The sequence below is a fragment of the Brevibacillus laterosporus genome (assembly GCA_007833815.1).
Lineage (GTDB): Bacteria > Bacillota > Bacilli > Brevibacillales > Brevibacillaceae > Brevibacillus_B > Brevibacillus_B laterosporus_D.
Genome location: CP033464.1, coordinates 1,933,348 through 1,957,448 on the forward strand (window position 1 = coordinate 1,933,348; position 24,101 = coordinate 1,957,448).

22 protein-coding genes are annotated in these 24,101 nt (G+C 41.3%); 16 read left to right on the top strand and 6 right to left on the bottom strand.

What is annotated here, in order from left to right; translation table 11 throughout:
- Window positions 1–79 precede the first annotated feature (79 nt).
- The gene (locus EEL30_10815; protein QDX92753.1) at window positions 80–1,237 is read left to right on the top strand and encodes a DUF445 family protein; all 1,158 of its coding nucleotides are present in this window, start codon (window positions 80–82) and stop codon (window positions 1,235–1,237) included.
- 32 nt (window positions 1,238–1,269) lie between these two features.
- Window positions 1,270–1,656: an alpha/beta hydrolase gene (locus EEL30_10820; protein ID QDX92754.1), complete on the top strand. Its 387-nt coding sequence runs from the start codon at window positions 1,270–1,272 to the stop codon at window positions 1,654–1,656.
- 200 nt (window positions 1,657–1,856) lie between these two features.
- On the opposite strand, the gene nhaC is transcribed toward EEL30_10820, so the two are convergent.
- Window positions 1,857–3,272 (bottom strand): Na+/H+ antiporter NhaC, encoded by a 1,416-nt coding sequence (gene nhaC, locus EEL30_10825; GenBank protein QDX92755.1) that lies wholly within the window; start codon window positions 3,270–3,272, stop codon window positions 1,857–1,859.
- Between the two features lie 443 nt (window positions 3,273–3,715).
- On the opposite strand from nhaC, the gene mscL reads away from it, so the two are divergent.
- The 3 genes from mscL to EEL30_10840 all read left to right on the top strand — a co-directional run bounded on the left by mscL (window position 3,716) and on the right by EEL30_10840 (window position 6,212).
- Window positions 3,716–4,177, top strand: coding sequence for a large conductance mechanosensitive channel protein MscL (gene mscL, locus EEL30_10830; protein QDX92756.1), 462 nt, complete (start codon window positions 3,716–3,718; stop codon window positions 4,175–4,177).
- A 97-nt stretch (window positions 4,178–4,274) separates the two neighbouring features.
- On the top strand, window positions 4,275–4,616 hold the full coding sequence (locus EEL30_10835) for a YlbF family regulator (GenBank protein ID QDX92757.1): 342 nt from the start codon (window positions 4,275–4,277) through the stop codon (window positions 4,614–4,616).
- A gap of 285 nt (window positions 4,617–4,901) precedes the next feature.
- Window positions 4,902–6,212 (top strand): CBS domain-containing protein, encoded by a 1,311-nt coding sequence (locus tag EEL30_10840; GenBank protein QDX95736.1) that lies wholly within the window; start codon window positions 4,902–4,904, stop codon window positions 6,210–6,212.
- Window positions 6,213–6,287: 75 nt separating this feature from the next.
- Here EEL30_10840 and EEL30_10845 read toward each other — a convergent pair whose 3' ends face one another.
- The 4 genes from EEL30_10845 to EEL30_10860 form a co-directional block, all read right to left on the bottom strand.
- Entirely contained in the window at window positions 6,288–6,662 is a 375-nt protein-coding gene (locus EEL30_10845) for a hypothetical protein (protein QDX92758.1), read from the bottom strand.
- A gap of 376 nt (window positions 6,663–7,038) precedes the next feature.
- Window positions 7,039–8,094: a transposase gene (locus tag EEL30_10850; GenBank protein ID QDX92759.1), complete on the bottom strand. Its 1,056-nt coding sequence runs from the start codon at window positions 8,092–8,094 to the stop codon at window positions 7,039–7,041.
- Between the two features lie 4 nt (window positions 8,095–8,098).
- Window positions 8,099–8,497 (bottom strand): IS200/IS605 family transposase, encoded by a 399-nt coding sequence (gene tnpA, locus EEL30_10855; GenBank protein QDX92760.1) that lies wholly within the window; start codon window positions 8,495–8,497, stop codon window positions 8,099–8,101.
- A gap of 240 nt (window positions 8,498–8,737) precedes the next feature.
- Window positions 8,738–9,052 (bottom strand): hypothetical protein, encoded by a 315-nt coding sequence (locus EEL30_10860; protein ID QDX92761.1) that lies wholly within the window; start codon window positions 9,050–9,052, stop codon window positions 8,738–8,740.
- A gap of 185 nt (window positions 9,053–9,237) precedes the next feature.
- Between EEL30_10860 and EEL30_10865 the strand changes: the two genes are divergently transcribed.
- The 10 genes from EEL30_10865 (at window position 9,238) to fxsA (ending at window position 21,188) form a co-directional block, all read left to right on the top strand.
- Window positions 9,238–12,717 carry a DNA polymerase III subunit alpha gene (locus EEL30_10865; GenBank protein QDX92762.1) on the top strand — a complete coding sequence of 1,160 codons (3,480 nt, stop codon included), beginning with the start codon at window positions 9,238–9,240 and terminating at the stop codon, window positions 12,715–12,717.
- 147 nt (window positions 12,718–12,864) lie between these two features.
- On the top strand, window positions 12,865–14,106 hold the full coding sequence (locus EEL30_10870; protein ID QDX92763.1) for an NAD-dependent malic enzyme: 1,242 nt from the start codon (window positions 12,865–12,867) through the stop codon (window positions 14,104–14,106).
- Window positions 14,107–14,175: 69 nt separating this feature from the next.
- Window positions 14,176–14,847 carry a FadR family transcriptional regulator gene (locus EEL30_10875; GenBank protein QDX92764.1) on the top strand — a complete coding sequence of 224 codons (672 nt, stop codon included), beginning with the start codon at window positions 14,176–14,178 and terminating at the stop codon, window positions 14,845–14,847.
- Window positions 14,848–14,920: 73 nt separating this feature from the next.
- A complete protein-coding gene (locus EEL30_10880) occupies window positions 14,921–15,103 on the top strand; it encodes a glutamate decarboxylase (protein QDX92765.1) in 183 nt (60 codons plus the stop codon).
- 20 nt (window positions 15,104–15,123) lie between these two features.
- Window positions 15,124–16,008 carry an acetyl-CoA carboxylase carboxyltransferase subunit beta gene (locus EEL30_10885; protein ID QDX92766.1) on the top strand — a complete coding sequence of 295 codons (885 nt, stop codon included), beginning with the start codon at window positions 15,124–15,126 and terminating at the stop codon, window positions 16,006–16,008.
- Window positions 16,009–16,968, top strand: a complete 960-nt coding sequence (gene accA / locus EEL30_10890) for an acetyl-CoA carboxylase carboxyl transferase subunit alpha (GenBank protein ID QDX92767.1) — start codon at window positions 16,009–16,011, stop codon at window positions 16,966–16,968.
- Between the two features lie 389 nt (window positions 16,969–17,357).
- On the top strand, window positions 17,358–18,317 hold the full coding sequence (gene pfkA, locus EEL30_10895) for a 6-phosphofructokinase (GenBank protein QDX92768.1): 960 nt from the start codon (window positions 17,358–17,360) through the stop codon (window positions 18,315–18,317).
- A 123-nt stretch (window positions 18,318–18,440) separates the two neighbouring features.
- On the top strand, window positions 18,441–20,195 hold the full coding sequence (pyk, locus tag EEL30_10900) for a pyruvate kinase (GenBank protein QDX92769.1): 1,755 nt from the start codon (window positions 18,441–18,443) through the stop codon (window positions 20,193–20,195).
- A 108-nt stretch (window positions 20,196–20,303) separates the two neighbouring features.
- On the top strand, window positions 20,304–20,744 hold the full coding sequence (locus tag EEL30_10905) for an acyl-CoA thioesterase (protein QDX92770.1): 441 nt from the start codon (window positions 20,304–20,306) through the stop codon (window positions 20,742–20,744).
- Window positions 20,745–20,783: 39 nt separating this feature from the next.
- On the top strand, window positions 20,784–21,188 hold the full coding sequence (gene fxsA / locus EEL30_10910; protein ID QDX92771.1) for a membrane protein FxsA: 405 nt from the start codon (window positions 20,784–20,786) through the stop codon (window positions 21,186–21,188).
- A gap of 200 nt (window positions 21,189–21,388) precedes the next feature.
- Here the strand turns inward: fxsA and ytvI are convergent, their stop codons facing one another.
- Window positions 21,389–22,540: a sporulation integral membrane protein YtvI gene (ytvI, locus tag EEL30_10915; protein QDX95737.1), complete on the bottom strand. Its 1,152-nt coding sequence runs from the start codon at window positions 22,538–22,540 to the stop codon at window positions 21,389–21,391.
- A gap of 331 nt (window positions 22,541–22,871) precedes the next feature.
- Between ytvI and citZ the strand changes: the two genes are divergently transcribed.
- A complete protein-coding gene (gene citZ, locus EEL30_10920; GenBank protein ID QDX92772.1) occupies window positions 22,872–23,984 on the top strand; it encodes a citrate synthase in 1,113 nt (370 codons plus the stop codon).
- Window positions 23,985–24,101: the final 117 nt, after the last annotated feature.

Sequence of the window (24,101 nt, forward strand, 5' to 3'; positions counted from 1 at the left end):
ATGATCCCCTTTCCATAGGCGTTAGGTTAGTCTATCTTATGAGTTTCAAAAATAATTGGTTCCAGATAGGAGTGTTAACATGAATGCTTGGATAACATTACTCCTCAATGTGGGGATTGGCTCAGCTATTGGCGGGATTACGAATGATCTGGCTATCCGGATGCTGTTCCGCCCACATCGTGAGATAAAAATAGGCGGATTTCGGGTACCGTTTACTCCAGGGCTTATCCCAAGACGGCATCAGCAAATCTCGATAGAAATGGGGAAATTAGTAGAAAATCACTTGCTGACGAGAGAAGGGGTAAGGCAGGGGCTACGAGCAGCTGGAGTGGAACAAAAGCTTGTTCAGCTAGCTGAGGGTTTCATGCAAAAATGGATAGAAAGTGATGTAACCTTTCGGGAGCTTATCGAAAAAGCGATGCCAAGTACATTTGTGGATGAAGGTAGACTACCTCCTCAACTGAGAGAAACCTTATATTTAGCCTACGATGAGCGAGTAACAAACTGGTTAATGGGCATGGAGGACAAATCCGTACGGTCATTGTTACCGCCAGAAGTCTTGGATAAAGTAGAGGGACTTGTTAATCAATTTGGAGAGATGTTGATTAGTCGATTGAAGGACTATCTACATGCACCAGAAGGCCAGGCTCAGATTCAAGCCATGATCCGCCAATTTATAGGGGGGAGCGGTGGCATGTTTGGTGGCTTAGTCGGGATGTTTTTAGGGGACGAAAAGCTGGTTGCCAAAATTATGCCCCATTTGGAATCCATCCTAAGCAATCCACAGCTTATCAACAAATTAAAAAGTACGCTTTCTATAGAAGCAAATAAGCAATTGGAGCGTCCATTAGGGGATTTCCTTGACATGATGAGCCAAGAAGATTTGGAGATGTGGAAAGCGAAGTTATTTTCTAAAGGTGAAGAACTTGGGCTTGGTTTGTTGGACAAGCGTGTGGGAGTGGTGCTTAGTAGATTTGAGGAGAAGATCTCTACGTTTTGGTTACCTAAAGTAGCCCGTTGGTTTACAATGAAATTAGAGGATAACGTAGATCGACTGTTCGACTCGCTTCATATCAAAGAAATTGTAACGAAACAAGTAGAGGGATTTCCTTTAGAACGTCTAGAGGAAATGATTATCGGTATTTCAGGTAAAGAATTCCGGATGATTACGGTACTTGGTTTTGTACTGGGAGCGATTATCGGACTTGTGCAAGGATTACTTAACTTTTTAACATAGGAACTGAAAAATATGTACGCGGGGGACAAGTGATGAAGAGAGTAACCTTTACCAATGGAAGAAATAAAATTTTGGTGGGGCATCTTCACCTGTCCCTTTCTGCATCTATCATTATCATGTGCCATGGATTTACTTCTGATAAATCATCGAGAGGCAGATTTGATTATTTGGCCCAAAGCTTTCAACAACAGGGATATAACGTGTTAGCTTTTGACTTTAGTGGTTGTGGAGAAAGTGATGATGATAGTCTGACCTTGGCTAAAAAGGTAGACGATCTAAAGGCAGCTATGATGTACGTTACTTCATTAGGCTATAATAAGATCGCTTTGTTTGGACATAGTTTTAACAATCATCTGTCGATTGTTGAAGAGCTAGCAGGGAAGTGGTTACTAAAGCATTTTCCTCTTTCGTCATTGTAAAGATGCTATCTAAACACGTAGAGCATGTGGTATATACTTCTTGGAGACATCAAAGTCAGGGTGAAGAATAGCCCCATGTTGTTCATACCTCCTATCTATACTAATGGCTTATTTTGCAAAAAGAAAACAAACGATCTGCCAAATCAATGACAAATCGTTTGTTTTCTGTTGGTTGTCTTCCATTTAATCAGTTATTGTTTTTAAACTCCTGTTTGTTCTTGTGAAGTGGGTGTTGATATCGCTTTTGGAACACCAATTCCTGTAAAACCTAGAATTACAGTAATAATTGGACACAGAAGACAGAAGAAGGCATATGGCAAATACTCCAAGGTTCCTACTCCAAGCACACCAGTTAAGAAAACTCCACATACGCTCCAAGGCACCAACGGATTAACTACAGTACCGGCATCCTCTAGCACCCGAGACAAATTTTTGCGAGCTAGTCCTAGCTTCTCAAAGCTTGGTAAGAAGGCTCTCCCAGGCAAAATGATGGCAAGATATTGTTCTCCAACCAGCACATTGATACTGAAGCTTGACATGGCGGTAGAAAAAATCAATCGTCCACGTGTTTTCACAAATCGTTGAATGCAGGACACCAAATTAGAAATAACACCGATTTCGTAAAGAATACCACCCAAACCTAGCGCTAATAAAATAAGCGAGACAGAAGAGAGCATGCTTTGAATGCCCCCACGAGAGAGCAGCGAATCTATTTCAACTTGACCTGTTGTTGAGACAAAGCCGTTTTGCATAATCGTTAATAGAGAGACCAACGATTGATTTGGTTGGGTAATCGCAATTAATAGTAAAGAGGATACAATACCCACGAACAGAGCGGGAATAGCTGGAATACGCTTGTAAGCCATGATAAATAGAAGGAATGGTGGCAAGAATGTGCTCCAATGAATGAACGAATTCATTTCCAAACCTTTGCGCATGATTTCAAAATCTAGAGGGGCCTGGCTAGTCCCAACGCTTCCCAAGTAAAAATATAATCCTAAAGAAATAATAAACGCAGGAATGGTTGTCCACATTAAATGGCGAATATGTTCAAATAAATCTACTTTTGCGACCCCAGGAGCAAGATTGGTTGTATCTGACAATGGGGACATTTTATCACCGAAGAATGCTCCAGAAATAATCGCACCCGCAATCAGTGCTAGATCAATTCCTAACATTTTACCCATTCCGAGAAAGGCAACACCTATAGTAGCTACTGTCGTAAAGGCACTCCCAATACTGGTTCCAACAAGTGCGCACATAATAAAGACTGTAACCAAAAAGTAGTCAGCGGAAATAAGAGAAAAGCCGTATAAAATCATGGTTGGAATCGTTCCGCAGGCAATCCAAACCGCAATTAATACCCCGATCAGTAAAAAAATTACTATAGAAGGAATACCGGAACTAATCCCCTCACGAATTCCTTTATCCATCACATTCCATGGTATTTTTCTACAAAAACCAAAAGCGACAGAGATCATGATGCACAATAAAATAGCGATTTGTGGAGGAGCCTGCAGATTGAGCACAAGATAACCAATCACCACCAATAAAATGATAATAAGAGCAAGTGAGTCTGGTATTTTTGTCCAAGTAGATGATGGTTGATGCTGCATCTGAGTGACCTCCTTCTTTTCTTTTATAAATAAACGTTTTTTAGTGTCGCTTTAACGCTTATACGCTTTCAAGCACTAAAGTCACTATATATATTTTTATTTTACCTGAAAATAAAAAAGTTTACAATTAAACTAATAATAGTTTTTATATTCTGACATTAAAAGAGTGTAACCTCTTCTTCATTTTTTACGACTAATGGGGCGAAATCGCTAAAAAATAACTGGAGGTAATGAACAACGAAAAAACGAATTGCTCTTTTAACCACAGCAGGCTTATTGTTAACAACAGGAGCTAAGCCTAGTTTATACGAAGAGTCTTTTTTGATGTGTTATATTGCTTATGATTGGATATAAGGAAGGTAAATCGAGAGTTTGCTAGTTGTTTCATCCTTTGGTTTTGATCATAATACTACAATGAATAAGGCAGAAGAAAGGTGATGAACATGTGGAAAGAATTTCGTGAATTCGCGATGAAAGGAAACGTCGTAGATTTGGCGATCGGGGTTGTGATAGGAGGAGCGTTTGGTAAAATCGTCACATCTCTCGTTAATGATTTAATTATGCCAATGGTAGGTCTACTCTTAGGGCGCATTGATTTTTCTAATCTGTTTATAAATTTGTCAGGAACCCATTACAATACGATAGCCGAGGCAAAAAAGGCAGGTGCAGCAACGCTTAACTACGGTTCCTTCCTGAATTCCGTTTTGGATTTTCTCATTGTAGCTTTTACTATCTTTATAGTGATTCGACAATTAAATAAATTGCGTAAGAGCAAGGAAGAACTACAAAAAGAAGAAGCAGTTACAACCAAAGAGTGCCCATATTGCATCTCTAGCATTCCTTTAGAGGCAAAACGTTGTCCTGCATGCACTTCCCAATTAGTAGAAGTACATCCATCAGCGTAATAGCTAAAAGGCGTTGTGAGTAACCATAGATTGTCAGCATAAAAGCAAATCTGTTACACTATTTACATGACATCCTATTAAAAGTGAGGGGAAAAACGTGAATTACGATAAAGCACATGAATTGGCACGTGCCATTAAAGAAAGCGATGAGTACAAAACATTCTTGACAGCTCAACAAAATGTAAGTGCAGACCCAGAAGCTAGTCGCATGCTAGCTGATTTCCGTCAAAAACAATTTGAATTTCAAATGAAACAAATGAGCGGACAGGAATTGGGACAAGAAGAAATCGAGCAAATCCAAAAATTATATGAAACGATTCAACTTCATCCAGAAATTCGCAAAGTACTGGAAGCAGAGCGTATGCTTGGGCAAATTATGGAAGATGTTAACCGTATCATTGCTGAGCCTTTGCAGATTTTGTACGGTATTCAAGAGTAATCTTGTTTGTAAACAAAGAACTAACTGAAATGAAATGCATTTGTAATTCGTTTGTAACATTCCTGTAATATTAAGGGGATATGATAAAAGCATGATGAAAACCCCCTTAAATTATATACGTGATTTGGTGTAACGGGCGCCGTTACACCCTTTTTTTTTGTCTAGGCATGCGGTAATATGTTGCAAGGAGCCTTTTTAAGTTAATGAAGTACATACACGAATCGTATGATGACCATATATCATGCTTCATTGGTAAAAACGGTAAGAAAAGGGCAGGTGGCAGACTTGGCAACAAAGCATGAACAAATCATACAACATATTAATCGCCTTCCCATCGGAACCAAGATTTCGGTCCGACAGATCGCCAAGGATCTTGAGGTAAGCGAAGGAACGGCGTACCGTGCGATCAAAGAGGCGGAAGTGCAAGGGTATGTTAGTACCATTGGGCGAGTAGGAACCGTCCGGATCGAAAAAAAGCATAAGGAAAACTTTGATCGTTTAACCTTTGCTGAAGTGGTAAATATTGTGGATGGTAGTGTGTTAGGCGGTAAAGAGGGTCTGCATAAGACTTTACATAAATTTTTAATAGGTGCCATGAAATTGGAAAACATGGTGAAATATATTCAACCAGGTAGTTTGTTAATTGTCGGAAACCGAGAGCAGGCCCATCGTCTATCTTTACAAAACGGTGCTGCTGTATTGGTGACAGGTGGTTTTGATACGAGTGAGGAAGTTAAAGCACTAGCAGATGAATTGGAATTGCCTATTATTTCTACTACCTATGACACGTTTAGTGTGGCTTCTTTATTAAATCGTGCTATTTATGACCGTCTCATCAAAAAGGAGATTGTCATGGTAGAAGATATCGTAAAGCCATTAGATGAGGTTCCTATTTTATTACCTACAGATCAGGTGAAAAAGTGGCATCTGTATACAGAAAAATATAAAGAGACACGCTTTGCCGTAGTGGATGAATTTCGTCGGCTGGTTGGCATCCTTACTTCCAAGGACATCATTGGCAATGAAGATGATGTTACCGTGGATAAAGTGATGACACGTAGTCCAATCACAACATCACCGAGAGTTTCTGTTGCTTCCGCTGCCCATCTGATGGCATGGGAAGGAATTGAGTTGTTACCTGTTGTGGATAATTTCAAAAAGCTACTGGGTGTAATTACTCGCCAAGAAGTTTTGAAAGCGTTGCAGTATATGCAGAAGCAGCCGCAATTAAGCGAAACCTTTCCTAACTTAATTATGAGTTCGTTCCGCGAAGAAAAGGATCGAGATGAAGTAACCTATATTGGTGAGGTAACCCCTCAGATGACCAATCATTTGGGAACGATCGCAAGTGGTGTACTGACGACAGTCATGACCGAAGTAGCCTGTAATGAATTGCGCCGTCATCGCCGTGGTGATATGGTGCCTGAGAACATTACTGTCTATTTCTTAAAACCAGCTCAGATTGAAAGTCAATTAAAAATTAAACCGCGCGTGCTAGATGTGAGCCGTCGTTTTGGTAAGGTAGAAGTAGAAGTTTTCCACCGCGACCAAATGGTAGGAAAAGCAATGGTTACAGCGCAGATTTTGGAAAGATAGCTTATATAATAGCAAAACCGGAGCAAGGGATGGATGTCCCTGCTCCGGTTTTTGATACGATCTGCCGAGTTTTCTTTACATACGGAAGCCCATATAAGTCACACCTGCGATGAATAACATAAAGATCACCACCAGAAATTGAGAAAAGCCTGTACCGGACAGGGAAAATCTACCAAATTTCCATTTTCGCGCGTGTGTAACATAGTTAGGCGGAGCAGAGGGCTCCGGCTTGGGTAACTGGTCCATATATGCTGTGACATCCAGTTTTAAAACGCTAGCATAACTTTTAACAAATCCTTGGACATACACCTGATGAGGAATTTTAGAAAATTCCTCTTGTTCGATTGCTTCCAAATAAGACAAAGGGATATTCGTTTTTTGTTGAATATCTGTTAGGGTAATTCCTTTTGAAATCCGTGCTTCTTTCATAACAAATCCAATTCTCTCCATACAATTGCTCCTAAACAAAATTCTAGCGTGTTTTCATACATACTGATGAACAGGCATGAATTTAATACTCTTTATATGACGAATAAATCCATCCTCCTGTTACATATGTCCTAAAAAAAATTCAAACATTATCCATTATATTGTGAAATGAGAGAAAGAGGTAGATGGTTTGTATATTTATTTCAGAAATATTATTTACCAATATTGGTATGCCTTACTACATGGTTTGAGACTCCCACGGCTAAAGCCGCAAGCTGACACCTTCGGTATTATTGGGATTCTTGGGTGGTAGACGGTCGTGCATTTCTGCTAACCGTAGTTCCCCCAAGTTCAGGGCTGTCTCATCAGCCCGTCCTAAGACAGTGCATATAGCATCTTAGGCTGACAGACTGTTACCATCTGCCACAGGTTGATTCATGATATTGATCGCTCCAACCCGATCACGATGAGCGTTGAATCCGCATGAACATTCGTACCTTCTATCTTTCACTTTGTTCTTCTCCGCACAGGCAGGACAAGATTGAGAAGTGTAGGCAGGATTTACCTCCACAACCTTTATGCCGACAAGGTTTGCTTTGTAGGAGATGAATTGTTGAAGCTGATAAAAAGTCCAACTATGCAGATTCTTTGCGTTTTTGCGGCTTGTTCTTGCCGTCTTGCGAATATTCTCTAGTCGTTCAAGCTTGATTATTGACACACCTTCCTGAATGGCTGTATCTACAATTTGCCGACTAATCTTATGGTTTTGATCTTTCATCCAACGTTGCTCTTTATTACCTAGCTTACGAATGGCAGACAATTTTTTGAGTTTACCTAATGTACGTCTACGTTGTTGGTGCTTTCTTCGTATGTACTTGTTTTGTCTGCCGTTTCCAAAGAATCGGGTTCTACCTATAGAAGTTACAGAAACAGCAGGAACTTTCAAACCAAGATCAATACCCATGATGTTTTCGTTGTTTGTTACGCTTGTAGGTACTTCTACCGAAATTTGAGCGTACCATTTCCCTGACTTTTCGACGATGCGCATCAATCCAAGTTTGGCTTTTCTTAACAGTTCCATATCTCTGCTAGTCGCTGTAGCACGAAACGCTGTTTTCTTCGTCTTTTTATCTACAACGATAGGGAAAGCAACTGTATTTTCGGATACCGTGTAGTTTTGATTGTTAACGAAATATACAGATTTTTTAAGAATTGGACGAACACCAAGTTTCTTGATTTTACTGAAAACAATTTTGGCATCACGAATCGCTTGATTACAAACGGCAGACGGAAGAATTGTTTCTACATCTTTTGTAGTCATTTTCGGAAATGCCCCTCGTTGTTCAGCCCGTTTGGTTAGTTGATTGACTACCCGAATGTACTCATTTCCTAATTGACGTAGAATGGCTGGTTGATCAGGAAATATGCGTATCTTAACGGTTAAAGCTTGCATGTGTTCACCCCCTTTTCTTTTGTTCTTCAACATAACGCTTTACTGTTTCGCTTGATACGTTTCCTGCTGTACTAACGAAAAAAGAACGTGTCCACAGACTAGGCAAATGAGCAAGATGCTTAAACTCCTGCCTTACTATTCGAGAGGTCACTCCCTTCACTTTTGCCATTACGTCTGATGGAGAATCGGTGGGAAGACAGTTCAGGAACAGATGGACATGATCGGGCATAACTTCCATTGTCACAATAAGCCAGCTATTCTGATGGCATATTTCAGCCACTAGCTCCTTGAATCGAATTTCCACTTGTTTTACTAACACTTTTCTTCGATAACGAGGGCAGAAAACAAAATGATAGTTAATGAGAGATACTGTTGTAGTTGTACGTCTATATTCTTGTCCCATAAAACAATTGTATCAGTTTAACTATACAACTACAACGATTGAACGAAAAGGAAAGTACACGCACATGTGCTAGGTGTTTGCCCCGCCCATCCCATGAAAGGATGTTCTGGCAAAGCCGTCTTTCATCCCACGATTAAAACCGTGGGCTTTCAGTCGGCAATTACTGTAATAACAATATCAAAAAAACCCGACATCTCTTCTCAACATGAAGGATAGTTGGGTTTTACTATGTAGATCGCTTTATTTTAGTGTCTCTGCTACTCGTAACCATTCTTGTTTATTACGGGTATAATGTTTAATTCCAAGCACTAGATTAATAATACCAACCAACAACATCACAAAAGCTACACCAATTCGAATTGAATCCAAATCTTGGAAGGAAAATTGATTAAGACCAAACAAAATGAGCAAGCAACCTAGAGAGATATTCATTTTTCCGAGTGTCATACGGGATTGCAATGGATGTAGACCACGGCGGCGTGCGTTAATGCTATAGTAGACTCCCATGATGAGGGAGGCAATCATACCAGTAAAATAAATAGCAAACCACATAATTCAACACCTACCCTTACTTATTAAATTTGATAGTAAGACCTCTGTATTATAGCATACTTATTGACGGAAAAATGCGCATGTTCTTGCAAGTTGTATCTTTCTGTTACACGAATAAAGGTTCGCCTCCATAGCTCCTTCGGGTATAATAGGTATATACGAAGATTAGCAGGATAGGAAGGAGCAAGATGATGACAGCATCCTTCGTTCATTTACATGTGCATAGTGAATGTAGTCTATTAGATGGGGCCGCACGGATTGAGCAATTGGTGCAAAAGGCTGCCGAACTTAACATGCCAGCCCTAGCTATTACGGATCATGCCAATCTATACGGAGCCATTCCTTTTTATAAAGCATGTCTTGATAAAGGCATTAAGCCGATTATTGGCATGGAAATCTACTTAATTGACGGAGACTTGCGCGATCGGGTAACGAGGCAAACCAAGGCTCCCTATCATTTGACGCTACTAGCAGAGAACGAGCAAGGCTATAAAAATTTAATCCAGTTGTCTACGATTGCTCATACAGAGGGAGCTCAGGTGCTACCTCGCGTAAATCGTGAAAGGCTGAAACGACATGCAGCTGGGCTGATTGCACTAAGCGGTTGCACAGAAGGCGAGATTGGGCAACTGCTACTAGCGGGTGATTTAGATGCAGCGAAGCAAGCTACAGACTGGTATGTAGATGTTTTTGGTCCACAACATTTCTATTTAGAGCTTCAGGATCATGGTACGGAAAAAGAACGACGTCTGAATCAGCGCTTGTTGCGATTACATGAAGCAACACAAGTTCCTCTAGTAGTCACAAATAATGTTCATTATGTGGAGAAGGAGGAAGCGGAGCTACACGATGTTCTGCTGGCGATTGGTCATGGTGTAACGATTACAGAAGATAACCGATTTCGCTACGAAACGGAAGAATACTACCTCAAATCAGCTGACGAAATGACTAGTTTGTTTGCCTACGCTAAGGAGGGGCTTCAAAACACTCTGCGTATAGCGGACCGCTGTCAGGTGGAGATCAAATTAAATCAGCACATTCTGCCACGTTTTCCGTTGCCAGAAGGGGTAGAGGCGGAGCGGTTTTTACGACAAATATGCGAAGAAGGATGTCTGAAGCGTTTTGGTGCCCTACATGCTGAGGTGCGGGAGCGTTTGGATTATGAACTATCTGTCATTACAGGAACAGACTTTACTGATTACTTCCTGATCGTTTGGGATTTTATGAAATATGCCCATGAACAAGGAATCGCCACCGGTCCAGGGCGTGGATCAGCGGCAGGCAGTCTGGTAGCGTACGCTCTTTCTATTACCAATGTAGATCCGCTTGCTCATGATCTGCTATTTGAGCGTTTTCTCAATCCAGAGCGCATTACTATGCCAGATATTGATATTGACTTTGCAGTGGAGCGACGTGATGAAGTGATTCGTTATGTAGCAGACAGATACGGACATGATCGGGTCGCACAGATTATTACTTTTGGTACACTTGCTGCACGGGCTGCGGTTCGAGATGTTGGTCGGGCATTAGGATTATCCCTTTCTTTAGTAGATCGCGTAGCTAAAATGATACCACAGTCTCCATCTATGACTTTTGATAAAGCGTTCAAGCTTAACCCTGACCTGGAGCGTTTGACAGAGGAGAATCGGGACGTAGCCAAGCTCATTCGTCTAGGGCGTGGGTTGGAAGGATTACCACGTCATGCTTCTACACATGCGGCGGGTGTGGTGATTTCACGTGAACCGTTAACAGAATATGTTCCATTGCAAGAAGGTAGTGAGGGCCTGTTACTTACACAATTTCCGATGGATATTCTGGAGCAGGTCGGTTTGTTAAAAATGGATTTTTTAGGGTTACGCAACCTGACGATCATTCAGGAAACGTTAAAAGAAATCAATCGTCAAGGCGTTCCGTTGTCGTTAGATTCATTACCGGCAGAGGATGCGATGAGCTTTGCGATGTTAACCCGCGGTGAAACAACAGGTGTGTTCCAGTTGGAGTCTTCTGGAATTCGCAATGTTCTTCGAGATTTAAAGCCAACCTGTCTTGGTGATATCATAGCTGTCTTAGCCTTATATCGTCCAGGTCCTATGGAAATTATCCCAGACTATATCAAAGCGAAACATGGCAAAACCCCGGTACATTATGCTCATCCCGATTTAGAGGCGATTTTGCAAGAAACGCATGGCTTTATCATTTATCAGGAGCAAATCATGCAAATCTCTTCTAAAATGGCCGGATTTACCCTGGGTGAGGCTGATATCTTACGGCGAGCCGTAGGGAAAAAGAAACGTGAGCTATTGATGGAACAACGTGAAAAATTTGTAGCAGGAAGCATTGCTCAAGGTTATGATGAACAGCTTGCCCATGAAGTATATGATTTGATTGTTAAATTTGCTGATTACGGTTTTAACAAAGCTCACTCAGTCGCGTATGCAATTATTGCCTACCAAATGGCTTATTTAAAAGCCAATCATTCGCTAGCTTTCATGGCAGCTTTACTATCTATGTCGATTGGTAGCCAGGGGAAGATTGCAGAATATGTAGAAGAGGCCAAGCGCTTACGTCTTGCAGTGCTCCCTCCTTGCGTAAATGCTAGCGAAGCGCTATTTAGTGTAGAGCCAGATAAACAGGCCCTCCGCTTTGGACTGGCTGCTGTCAAGAATGTAGGATATGGCGCTATCGAGTCAATTGTCTCAGAACGGATAAAAGCTCCGTTTTCTGATCTGGTTGATTTTTGTTCCAGAGTAGATAGTCGGTTGGTTAACCGTCGTGTGATTGAATCTCTGATCATTTGTGGTGCGATGGATTCGTTACCAGGTCACAGAGCTCAGCTTTTATTGATGCTAGATGAGGCTATGGAGAAGGGCAGTACACGCCGAAAAGAGACAGAGGCTGCTCAGCTTAATCTGTTTGCATTTACAAACGAAGTGAACCACGATGTTGGAGGCAATCATCAGAGGAATATGCATAATCAATTGACGCCAGACCAGTATCCAGAGGTTCCCCCATTCTCTCATTTGCAAAGCTTAAAAGAGGAAAAAGAATTGTTGGGTGTCTATCTATCTGGTCATCCACTTGATCCCTATTCTTATCTAACACAGCATAAAGAAGTAACTGCAATTCCGATTTTTGATGATTTACCCCATCAGCATGTGGTAAAAATCGTAGGTATGATAACAGAGGCTAAGCGGATTCAAACAAAAAAAGGAGACCCGATGGCATTTTTACAGGTAGAAGATAAAATGGCACAAGTAGAGGTCGTTGTCTTTCCGAAAATATTTCTATCGGCGCAAGCCTTTTTATATAAAGAGTCAATTGTTGTCATTGAAGGACGTGTAGATCGTCAGGGAGATACGCCTAAGTTGATCGCTAACAGAATCTGGGATGGCAAAACCTTACCCAAGCCACAGATGGAAAGCGTGTTGTTCATTAAAATCTCCCCAGAACATGAGAGAGATGATGCCTTGGTTCGTCTGAAAGAATTGTTTACTAACCAAAACGGGTTGACCCCAGTTCTCCTTTATTACGAACAGAAAAAACAAATTTTACGCTTACCAAACGAATATCGAGTTGAGGCGAATATGGAAATACTAGAGAAAATCAAAGAAATTGTGGGAGATAAGTGTGTAATTCAGAAAGAATTGCCGATAAACGGGGGAGGATGAACCAAGTCCTCCCTTTTTTGCGCTTTATAGAAGGTTTACAGTTGAAAATGATTTGATATAATGAACAGTAACGACGTTTGAGTGGTCTGACCACTTCGACATACAACAATATGGGTATTTTACTCGGGCGAGAATGGAGTGATTTAGGTGTCGAATTTAAGAGAAGAAGCTCTTGAACTTCACAGAGTACATCAAGGAAAGCTAGAAGCAGTTACGAAGGTGCCAGTGCGTGATGCACATGATTTAAGCCTAGCATACTCGCCTGGTGTAGCCGAACCTTGCAAAGAGATTTTTAACGACCCAAGCAAAGTTTATGAATATACCATGAAAGGCAATTTGGTTGCCGTAGTCAGTGATGGAACGGCAGTGCTAGGACTTGGCAATATTGGTCCAGAAGCAGCTATGCCTGTTATGGAAGGGAAAGCTGTTTTATTTAAAACGTTTGCTGGGGTAGACGCGTTTCCGATTTGCTTGAATACAACGGACAAAGAGAAGATTATTGAAACGGTAAAACTTCTAGAGCCGACTTTTGGAGGCGTTAATTTAGAAGATATCGCAGCACCTGCATGCTTTGAAATCGAGGAACGTCTGAAAAAAGAAACCAATATTCCAATTTTCCACGATGACCAGCATGGAACTGCAATCGTAACAGCAGCGGGCCTCATTAATGCTCTAAAATTAGTAAATAAAAAAATTGAAGATATCCGCGTAGTTGCCAATGGGGTAGGTGCCGCTGGTATCGCTATTATTAAGCTCTTAATTAGCATGGGTGTAAAAGAAGTAATTATGTGCGATACCAAAGGAATTGTGTATGAAGGTCGCGAATTTGGTATGAATTCAGTAAAAGAAAAAATTGCTTTGTTAACCAATCGTGAAAAAATACAGGGCGAATTAGCAGATGCTATGGTTGGTGCTGATGTATTTATTGGTGTTTCTGCGGCAGGAGCTGTTACACCTGAGATGGTTCAATCTATGAACCGTGATGCTATTATTTTTGCAATGGCCAACCCAACACCTGAGATCATGCCGGAAGAGGCTAAAAAAGCAGGAGCTGCTGTTGTAGGGACAGGCCGTTCGGACTTCCCAAATCAGGTTAACAACGTATTGGCGTTCCCAGGTATTTTCCGCGGTGCGTTAGATACACGTTCAACTAGTATCAATGAGGAAATGAAATTAGCCGCTGTCTATGCTATCGCTGATCTAATAGAAGATGGTCAGTTGAATGCTGATTTTGTTATCCCAGCTCCATTTGATCCACGTGTTGCTCCGAATGTAGCCGCTGCGGTTGCTAAAGCAGCGATGGATAGCGGTGTAGCCCGTCTTATCGTTGATCTTGAAGAAATAAAAACAAAAACAGAAAAACTTTCTGCTTTATCATATCAAGAATAGCAAATAGCCGTATAAGAGAAGGCGATATCAATCGCCTTTTCATGATTTCTAGCCGAAGGAGTGGAGTATATGACAGACTCCTCCACTAATCGAAAAGTGTATGAAGGAATTCTCATGCAACTGAACGAAATCATTGCAGAAGAGAATTTGCGTCCAGGGGATAAGCTCCCCTCAGAGCGAGAGCTTTCCGATCGATTAAGTGTTGGACGTTCCTCTGTACGTGAGGCGCTCCGAGCTTTAGAGCTGTTGGGTCTAATTGAGACGAGACGTGGTGAAGGCACTTTTTTGAAGAATTATCGGCATAACCGGTTGATCGATTTATTAGGGTCTTACATTCTACGGGATGCCAAAACAAAAAAAGATCTCGTTGAAATGCGCAAAATCCTAGAATTGGATGCTGTACGTCTCGCGTGCACCCGAGCAGGCAGTAAGCACTTTGAAGAAATGGAGCGCATTCTAGATTCTGCTTGGGAAAAGTTGGAGCGAGGAGACATTCCGTGGGAGGAAGATTACTTATTTCATCGGGTAATATGTAGGTCTAGTCGTAATTCCGTCTTACATCGGATATGGACTCCTCTCGTGGAATATAGTGGCGGAATTCGCAAAGACTCCTTGGCGCGTGAAGGAAGATCGCATATTGCCCATCAGGAACACGTACAAGTGATGGAAGCGATTCGCGAAGGTAACGAATTAAAGGCAATGGAATATATGAAGGTACATCTTGACAACAGCATGCTATAAATTGCAGGTGCTGTAGGGGCTGTGATATGATGAGGCACAGATTGTCAGATTTGCAGCAGTAAGGAGGATTATCATGTGGACTGTCATCTACATCGCTCCTAGCGCCAAGATTGCCGAACGTATTCAACACCGTTTAACAAGTGAAGGATTTCTGGTGAAGGTTCGTGAGGCAAAGGTATCTAAACAATATGAGATACTGGTGCCAGAAGGCGAACTGTCCGAAGTGCAAGAGGTTCTCGGCACGGTTCTTCACTGAAACAAATGTGAGGTGATAGTGTGCTCAAAGATCTTTTTGGGAAAAAGCGCAAGTTTGCGACTGTACCGAACGTGTCAATAACGCAACAAGTCCCGACTGCTGAACCTAAAGAGGTTCCAGAAGGCCTTATGCATAAATGCTCCCATTGTGGATCTATTCATTATTCCAAGGATTTGGAGAAGAATCTAAAGGTCTGTAAGGGGTGTCAACATCATTTTCCCCTGTCCTCTCCAGAGCGTGTTCAATCGTTATTGGATAATGGATGCTTTACAGAGGAATTTGATGCTGAGTTCATTTCTGATAACCCTCTCAATTTTCCAGGCTACGAAGATAAATTGGAACAAGATCGTACCAAAACAAACTTGAATGAAGCTATTATTACTGGAGAAGGCTTGCTTCAGGGTATGCCTGTTGTATTGGGCGTCATGGATTCCCGTTTTCGTATGGGAAGTATGGGTGCGGTTGTTGGTGAAAAGATTACCCGTGCGATCGAACGCGCTATTGAGCGCAAGCTCCCGTTTATCCTGTTCTCTGCTTCAGGTGGAGCACGTATGCAGGAAGGAATGATCAGTTTAATGCAGATGGCTAAAACAAGCGCTGCATTAGCTCAATTGGCAAATGAACGATTGTTATTCATCTCCGTGTTAACTCATCCGACTACCGGTGGTGTATCTGCTAGTTTTGCATCTCTTGGTGATCTTAATATTGCCGAGCCGGGTGCACAGATTGGTTTTGCTGGTCGCCGAATCATTGAACAAACGATTCGTCAGGAGCTTCCGAAGGATTTTCAGACTGCGGAGTTTCTATTAAAGCATGGGCAGCTTGATATGGTGGTGCATCGCAAAGATATGCGTGAGACCTTAGGTACGTTGGTCGCTATGCACACAAGTAGGGAGGGAGAATAAATGGCGACAGATCTCTCATTTGAAAAACCATTAGTAGAGCTGCACGATAAAATTAAAGAACTACGTAAGTTTACGGAAGAAAAAGGGATTGATTTTACGGATGAGGTAAAACGTCTGGAATCAAAAGCGAAAGATCTGGCTGAGCAAATCTACGGTAACTTGACCCCGTGGCAACGCGTACAGATTTCTCGTCATCCAGAGCGTCCCACTACGTTTGATTATATCAAGCATATTTTTACTGATTTTATGGAGTTACATGGGGATCGTTCCTATGGAGATGATATGGCGATTGTTGGTGGTATTGCACGCCTAGAAGGCCGAGCTGTCACTGTTATCGGGCATCAAAAAGGAAAAGATACCAAAGAAAATATTAGTCGTAATTTTGGTATGGCTCATCCAGAGGGCTATCGTAAAGCGTTGCGATTGATGAAGCAGGCTGAGAAATTTGGTCGTCCGATCATTACGTTTATTAATACGCAAGGGGCTTATCCAGGTAAAGCAGCAGAGGAGCGCGGACAGAGTGAAGCGATTGCTCGAAATCTGCTTGAAATGGCTAACTTTACGGTACCTATTATTTGTGTGGTAATCGGAGAAGGCGGTAGTGGGGGTGCCTTGGGCATTAGTGTCGGGAACCATATCTATATGCTAGAGAACTCCATTTATTCGGTTATCTCTCCAGAGGGAGCGGCAGCGCTTTTGTGGAAAGACTCTAGTCTTGCTATGCGAGCAGCCGAAACCATGAAAATTTCTGCTCCAGATTTATTAGAATTAGGTATTATTGATCAAATTATTCCAGAACCATTTGGTGGGGCACATCGCGATTTAATCCAACAGGCAGGCTTTGTTAAACAGTCATTGCTTAACGGTTTGACTGAACTAGAGAAACTGTCCCCTAAGGAATTAGTACAGCATCGTTATAACAAATTTAAACAAATTGGCACATTTACTTCCCTTTCGTAAAAAAGGGGAGTTTTTTGCTTTTTTAGAGGCTGAAAATCTGATAGAATCAGTATTCGGAAGATGAACTTGGCAAAAAAAGAAAAACTAACAAAAAGTATGTCACAATTTCCAATGTGGAATGGCTAAAACCGGAAGTTTGTTGTATAACAGCCTAACAATATACGTCATTTATTCATACTGCATGACCAATTACCTGAATTGGTATAACACCATAGTGTTTTCCAAATTATTGGATAAATAATTGTTGTGTCGATTGTATGAATGTGGCGTTTTGTAACCTGTAGCAGGTTCTGTTTACAAAACTTTCCCCGCGGTTCTCATTTTGTTACCAATAGAAAATGAAACAGAGAGCCATTCTAAGGAAAGGAGAAAATGAAGAGGTGAGTGCTATGAAAAAAATTGCTGTTTTAACTAGTGGTGGCGATGCTCCAGGTATGAATGCGGCTGTCCGTGCTGCGGTACGTCGAGCAATTTACAAAGGCGTTCAGATTTTTGGAGTTTACAATGGATATAATGGTCTTATTAGCGGTAACATCCAAGAATTAACGCTTGGTTCTGTAGGTGATATTATTCATCGTGGTGGTACGATGCTCTTCACAGCTCGTAGTGACGAGTTCAGAACAGAAGAAGGACGCGCGAAAGCCGTTGAGCAATTAAAGAAACATGGAATCGAAGGACTAATTGTTGTGGGGGGAGACGGTTCTTTCCGTGGTGCACAAAAACTAACACAACTTGGATTTCCAACAATTGGGGTTCCAGGTACCATTGATAACGATATTCCGTGCACAGACTTTACAATTGGCTTTGACACAGCATTAAACACTGTAGTAGAATGCATTGACAAAATCCGTGATACGGCTACTTCTCATGAGCGTACCTACATTGTTGAGGTAATGGGACGTGATGCAGGTGACTTAGCTTTGTGGGCTGGTCTGGCTGCTGGAGCAGAATCCATCATCATCCCAGAGGCAAATACTGATATGAAAGATATTCTGGAGCGTTTACGTTCTGGTCATCGCCGTGGGAAAAAGCATTCCATCATCATTGTTGCAGAAGGAGTAGGTCAAGCTTCTCAATTCGCCGATGTCATTACGACAGAAACAGGTTGGGAAACTCGTGTAACTGTATTGGGACACATTCAACGTGGTGGCTCTCCGACTGCTTTCGACCGTATGCTAGCAAGCCGTTTAGGCGCAGCTGCTGTAGATTTGCTGCTTGAGGGTAAAGCAGATCGTATGGTTGGAATTAAGAACAATAATATTGTTGACGTTGACATTGATGAAGCGCTTGATCAAAAACATCAACTAGACTTGTCAATTTACCAGTTAGCTCGCTCTTTATCCATTTAATTGGTAATTTTTCAAGGGACATAAAAACTCCAGTGGCGTTCTGATGGCTTAAAACAGGTTAATGAACGCCCTGTTCTTTTGTATAAATACAAGACTTACTACGCAATTTTTGGAGGGATTATTTTGTTACGCAAGGCTAAAATCGTATGTACTATTGGACCAGCATCTGAATCGGTGGAAACACTAAAGAAATTAATCAACGCGGGTATGAACGTAGCCCGTTTAAACTTTTCTCACGGTGATTTTGAAGAGCATGGCGCTCGTATCAAAAATATTCGTCAAGCAGTAAAAGAAACAGGAAAATTGGTAGCTATCCTTTTGGATACCAAAGGACCTGAAATTCGTACAGGTAGCATGTCCGTAGACTCTGTTGAGCTAGTGGAAGGCAATACTTTCACCCTAACAACAACAGAGATGGCTGGTACAGCAGAGCGTGTATCTATCACATATCCCGAGCTTGCAAATGATGTAAAAATAGGCAGCCAAATCCTAATCGATGATGGCTTGATCGGTTTGGAAGTTACAAAAATTGAAGGTACTGAAATCATTTGTGAAATCAAAAACGGTGGTACGCTAAAAAGTAAAAAAGGTGTTAACGTTCCTGGCGTTTCCATCAACCTGCCGGGTATCACAGAGAAAGACGCAGCGGATATCAAATTTGGTATCGAGCAAGGCGTTGACTTTATCGCAGCTTCCTTTGTACGTAAGGGTTCTGACGTATTGGAAATCCGTGAAATCCTAGAAAAACATGGAGCAAAAATCGACATCATCTCCAAGATTGAAAACCAAGAAGGCGTTGACAACATCGATGAAATTTTGGCAGTATCTGATGGTTTAATGGTAGCTCGTGGAGACCTTGGTGTTGAAATTCCAGTTGAAGAAGTACCAGTTTGCCAAAAAATGATGATCCAAAAATGTAACTTGCTTGGTAAACCAGTTATCACAGCAACACAAATGTTGGATTCTATGCAACGTAACCCTCGTCCAACACGTGCAGAAGCAAGTGACGTGGCGAATGCAATTTATGATGGCACGGATGCTATTATGTTGTCTGGTGAAACAGCAGCAGGTAAATATCCAGTAGAATCTGTTCAAACAATGAACAGCATCGCTCTACGTGCAGAACAAAGCTTGAACTATCGTGAAGTAATGAAGGCTCACGCATCTTGCAACCGGGTTACTGTAACAGACGCGATCTCTCAAGCGGTAGTAAAATCTGCACTTGATCTAAATGCAGCAGCTGTTATCTCTTCTACAGAAAGCGGACACACAGCACGTCTAGTTTCTAAATACCGTCCAAAAGCGCCAATTATCGCAGTAACTCCACATCAAGGTGTTGCTCGTCGTCTCTCCTTAATGTACGGTGTGTATCCAGTTGTAACAAAACAAGCGGAAACAACAGATGAAATGTTCGATATCGCTGTACGTGAAGCTTTGACAACAGGTATGGTAAAACATGGTGATCTAGTTGTAATCACAGCAGGTGTTCCTGTTCGCGAAACAGGTACAACGAACCTAATGAAAATCCATGTGATCGGCGACGTACTTGCAAAAGGCCAAGGCATTGGACAAAAAGTAGTAACAGGTAATGTTGTAGTTGCCCGTACAGCAAAAGAAGCAATGGATAAAGTACAAGAAGGCTCCATCTTGGTTTGCCTAGGTACAGATTCTGATATGATTCCTGCGTTTGAACGCGCAGCAGCGGTTATCACAGAAGAAGGCGGACTTACTTCTCATGCAGCTATTGTGGGTTTGAACTTAAATACACCAGTTATTATCGGTGTAAACAATGCTACTGCTATCTTAAAAGATGGTATGGAAGTAACTGTTGATTCAGAGCGTGGAAAAATCTTCACAGGTATGGCTTCTGTTCTGTAACAAACGTATAGATTTTCTCCTAAGAAAAGGGCTATCGAGATTATTCGATAGTCCTTTTTGTGCTACTATTATGAGGGAAGGATTTACAAAGATAGGAGGCTATTATAGATGAATCCAGCTTTTTATCATACCTATCATCTTCGGGTTCGCTACAGCGAGACAGATCAAATGCAAATTGTGTATCATACAAACTATTTGACGTGGTTTGAACTTGGACGAACTGAATATATTAGAGAAATAGCAGGAATGTCATACAAAGGGGTAGAGGAAAGAGGAGTCCTGCTACCTGTGACAGGTGCTACGCTTTCGTTTCATTCACCAGCACGATATGACGACGAAATTGAGGTTCGTACGTTTATTGAGCATCTTACCCCTATCCGTATGAATTTTGGTTATGAGATTTATCGGATAAGCGACTGTAAATTATTGGTGTCGGGAAAAACGGAGCATGTTTTTACTACCCCACAAATAAAACCAGTTCGTCTTTCAAAAGTGATTCCAGAACTGTATGCTTGTTTACAAATAGAGTATGAAAAATGTCTCAAGTAATAGTTGGTTTGATTATTAGGCAGAGGAAGTGATATGCCCATGTGGTTACGTATTTTGTTTGTGTTTTTTTTAATCATACCGATTTTGGAAATTTGGGGAGTTATTGTGGTAGGGAAAATGATTGGAGGACTTTGGACGATCCTTTTGGTTATTTTAACATCAGTGGTAGGGGCATATCTTGCTAAGAAGCAAGGAACTCAGACATTAAAATTATTACAGCTACAGCTATCTCGTGGACAAATGCCAACGGACGCGCTGCTGGACGGTTTGTTTATCTTATTTGGGGGTTTTTTGCTTGTGTTCCCTGGTTTTTTCACAGATGTAATTGGGATTATCTTTTTGATTCCATATACGAGAATGGTGTTACGCTATTTCTTAAAAGCATGGATTATGTCGATGATTGCTTCAGGGAAAATGATAAGGTTTATTCATTTTAGAAGATAGTGGGAGAGGGGCCAACATCCTTTTGGGAGACAGGCCTCTTTTTTTAGAAAGAAGGCGGGGATGGTTGGGTGGATAGCCGAGGATGATAGAGAGAAAAAAGAGTTGTAACTATAATATCCGAAAATAAGAAAAAGGTGCCAAGCCCATATTTCAGAAGGCACCTTTCGATATATTACAACCCTAAACGTTTTAAGCAATCACTATTTACCTTTTACCACATATATCCATAAATCCTCGAAGATTTTAGCTTTAATTAAAGCATTGATGATCACTAGACTGACTGGTCCAATAATTAAACCTAGCACGCCGAACAGTTCTAACCCTGCAAACAAGGCTACCAAGGTAAGCAAGGGGTCTAGTCCTACATTTTCAGCCACAATCTTTGGTTCGATAATTTGACGGAAGATCACAACAATGCCATACAAAATGGAAAGACCTACTACAAGCCCATATTGCCCCTTAAAGAACAGGAAGATGATCCATGGGACAAATACAGTACCTGTGCCCAAATAAGGCAGTAGATCAACTAAACCGGTTAATAAACCTATGGTGATAGCATACTCCACTCGTAAGACTAAAAGGCCAACAATAACAATGGCTGCCGTAATCGAGATGAGGGTGATCTGTGCTTTTAAAAAACCAACCAATGCAGTACGTAAATCAAGTATGATTTGATCCATTCGATGGTTAACACCTGTTGGTAAAATCCGGAGCATCCGTGATTTCCACAAATAAAAATCCTTACTCAAGAAAAATGCACCTAACAAAGAGATGACAAAAACTGTACCCAAGCTTGGCAGTGACAACAGGAAGGCATTAATGCCAGATAAAGCACCAACAATAATAGTTTGGAAACTATTACTAATCGTATGTAGTGCTTCTTTCAAGTTGGAATCAATGGTGGTCTGGGAGTTTAAATCCAATTGTGTATAGAAAAACTGGAAACGTTGATATAAGCCGGATATAAAATCATGAGCTAAAAAATTTTGGATATATCCAGTGAATTCCCTAGAAAGATGTGGTAATAACTTGACCAAATTTCCGATTTCGTTTACGGTCGTATTAATCACCAATGTAATGACCCCAGTGACAATAAGTAGCAGTAGTAACAACACTACGGTTACGGAGAGCCAGCGGGGAAACCGAAGCCGTTCAGTTAAATTATTGACGGGACGGTTTACCATGAGTGCAATGATTAAAGAGATTAGAAATGGGTAAATAAGAGGAGTGATCTTTATGACTGCAAAATACAAGGCAACGATGCAAAGAATCACCCATAAAAAACGAATGCCTTGAAAAAGGCGCGTTAGCCAAGTGTCTGGGGTCAGTGTAGTTCCCTCCTGATCTATCAATTCTAATAACTGTCGATTTTTCTGTCTGGTATTTATTATGCAGGAAAAGGGGCATTTTACGCAAGTTTTAAGACATTTTGACCCTAAAGTATAGCTGTTTGCATTTTTATCATTCACAAAATCGTCAATATCTTTTATAATTGTGTCGAAATGTTGTTTTACTCTTTCTTTTCTAGTTTACCCGTTATATATCTTATGTCTTACTTTCCTGCCTTTTACTTTATGCAAAAAGAAAATTCATTTTTTTCTCTTTTTTCGCAAAAGAGTATAGGGGGGAGAAGATTTATCAAGAAGAATAGCAATTAACCTATACAGAAAAGGAGAGACGCATATGACAGCTACTAAAGGTTTAGAAGGTGTTGTTGCTGCTCAATCGGCAGTCTGTTCAATCATTGATGGCGTATTGTGCTACAGAGGTATTAATGTTGACGAGTTAGCTGAAAACGCTACCTTTGAAGAAGTGGTGTATCTACTTTGGCATGGAGCCCTACCGAAGCGCGATCAGCTGGAAGCCTTCCAAAAGGAACTAGGAGCAAGCGCCCAAATCCCTCAAGAACTTATTGAGAGCATTCGTAACTTTCCAGAAGGCGTTCACTCTATGGCGGTATTGCGCACAGCTGTCTCTTCGCTAGCGCTCTACGACAAAGAGGCACAGGAAATGTCAAAGGAAGCAAACTATCGTAAGTCTATCCGACTAACTGCTCAGACGCCCACTATTGTTGCTGCTTATGCACGTCTTCGCAAAGGGCTGGAACCGGTTGCACCGAGAGTTGAGTATTCCCTTGCGAAAAATTTTTTGTACATGCTTAACGGGGAAGAACCATCTGATACGGCAGTGAAAGCATTTGATACAGCATTAATTCTACATGCTGACCATGAATTTAATGCTTCTACATTTGCAGCACGTGTCACAGTTGCTACCTTGACAGACATTTATTCTGGCGTGGTTTCAGCGATCGGAACCTTGAAGGGTCCATTACACGGAGGCGCCAACGAAGCTGTTGCTACCATGCTGAAGAAGATCGGTTCTGTAAAAGAAGTCGTTCCTTTTATCCGTCAGGCATTGGACAACAAGGAAAAAATCATGGGCTTTGGTCATCGTGTATACAAAGATGGCGATCCTCGTGCAAAATGGTTACGTCAAATGTCTAAAGAATTGACTGAACAACAAGGCAAGCCGGAATTGTACGAAATGTCAGTGAAGATTGAAGAGATGGTTACAGGTGAAAAAGGATTGAAACCAAACGTAGACTTCTATTCTGCTTCCGTTTACGTATCCCTTGGTCTTGATATCGACCTATTCACTCCTATTTTCGCGATCAGTCGTATGTCAGGCTGGACAGCTCACATCATGGAACAATATGAGAACAATCGCTTAATTCGCCCTCGTGCAGACTATATTGGGCCAGTAAATCAGCATTTTATTCCGATGGATCAAAGATAGTTGACAGACAATGAAAATTCTGGAACTGCCAATCGTTTTTGATTGGCGGTTCTAGGCATGTCCTTTGGCAGTATTTTCATGGTATTATAAAAAAAGATCAGATTATAAAAACATGGA

Bases quoted from the DNA above. Each gene is read 5' to 3' on its own strand.
- EEL30_10865 (QDX92762.1), top strand. From the start codon at position 9,238: ATGATGACAGCATCCTTCGTTCATTTACATGTGCATAGTGAATGTAGT.
- EEL30_10845 (QDX92758.1), bottom strand. From the start codon at position 6,662: ATGGAGAGAATTGGATTTGTTATGAAAGAAGCACGGATTTCAAAAGGA.
- accA (QDX92767.1), top strand. From the start codon at position 16,009: ATGGCGACAGATCTCTCATTTGAAAAACCATTAGTAGAGCTGCACGAT.
- tnpA (QDX92760.1), bottom strand. From the start codon at position 8,497: ATGGGACAAGAATATAGACGTACAACTACAACAGTATCTCTCATTAAC.
- EEL30_10905 (QDX92770.1), top strand. From the start codon at position 20,304: ATGAATCCAGCTTTTTATCATACCTATCATCTTCGGGTTCGCTACAGC.
- fxsA (QDX92771.1), top strand. From the start codon at position 20,784: ATGTGGTTACGTATTTTGTTTGTGTTTTTTTTAATCATACCGATTTTG.
- EEL30_10820 (QDX92754.1), top strand. From the start codon at position 1,270: ATGAAGAGAGTAACCTTTACCAATGGAAGAAATAAAATTTTGGTGGGG.
- mscL (QDX92756.1), top strand. From the start codon at position 3,716: ATGTGGAAAGAATTTCGTGAATTCGCGATGAAAGGAAACGTCGTAGAT.
- EEL30_10880 (QDX92765.1), top strand. From the start codon at position 14,921: ATGTGGACTGTCATCTACATCGCTCCTAGCGCCAAGATTGCCGAACGT.
- citZ (QDX92772.1), top strand. From the start codon at position 22,872: ATGACAGCTACTAAAGGTTTAGAAGGTGTTGTTGCTGCTCAATCGGCA.
- pfkA (QDX92768.1), top strand. From the start codon at position 17,358: ATGAAAAAAATTGCTGTTTTAACTAGTGGTGGCGATGCTCCAGGTATG.
- EEL30_10850 (QDX92759.1), bottom strand. From the start codon at position 8,094: ATGCAAGCTTTAACCGTTAAGATACGCATATTTCCTGATCAACCAGCC.
- nhaC (QDX92755.1), bottom strand. From the start codon at position 3,272: ATGCAGCATCAACCATCATCTACTTGGACAAAAATACCAGACTCACTT.
- EEL30_10815 (QDX92753.1), top strand. From the start codon at position 80: ATGAATGCTTGGATAACATTACTCCTCAATGTGGGGATTGGCTCAGCT.
- EEL30_10875 (QDX92764.1), top strand. From the start codon at position 14,176: ATGACAGACTCCTCCACTAATCGAAAAGTGTATGAAGGAATTCTCATG.